This is a genomic window from Cellulomonas sp. P4_H12 (assembly GCF_056400905.1).
The window spans coordinates 1-509 of the sequence record NZ_JBFUKJ010000162.1 but is presented as its reverse complement, the minus strand read 5'-3'; the positions used below and the strand labels follow the sequence as shown (position 1 = coordinate 509).

The window sequence follows — 509 nt, the reverse complement described above, 5'->3', positions numbered from 1 at the left end:
CAATATCTGGTATGTAACAAGAAAAGGCACGGTTCTCATGTAACGAGAACCGTGCCTTTTCCGATGTCCAGTCGGCTACCACTCGGTTACCCTTATATGTACGAACGATGCGCCCTCGGCCAGAGGTCGCACTCACGAAGGGACCGGGGACCACGGCAATGGAGTCAGACTTCGCATCTCGACTGAACAAACTCTTCGAGACCGTGCACCCGGCCGGACGGAAACCACACACAAACACCGAGGTTGCCGAGTCACTCAACGCGGCCGGGCATCGAATTTCGAAGCCTTACATCTCGCAGCTGCGCAACGGCCAGCGGACCAACCCGTCGCCGGAGACGGTCGCGGCGCTCGCGCAGTTCTTCAAGGTCAAGTCCGACTACTTCTTCGACGACATCTACGCAGCGCGCATCGACCACGACTTGGAATTGCTTGCGCAGCTTCGGGGTTACGGACTGCGCCGGCTCTCGGCCCGGGCATTCGACCTGTCCTCCGAGTCCCAGGAACTACTG

The 509-nt window shown here is 59.1% G+C and carries 1 protein-coding gene; it reads left to right on the top strand.

Translation table 11 applies throughout. The annotated features are described in order from the left end of the window. Window positions 1-158: 158 nt before the first annotated feature. The coding region (locus tag AC1DQC_RS20320; RefSeq protein WP_477053026.1) for a helix-turn-helix domain-containing protein at window positions 159-509 on the top strand (351 nt) is incomplete at its 3' end.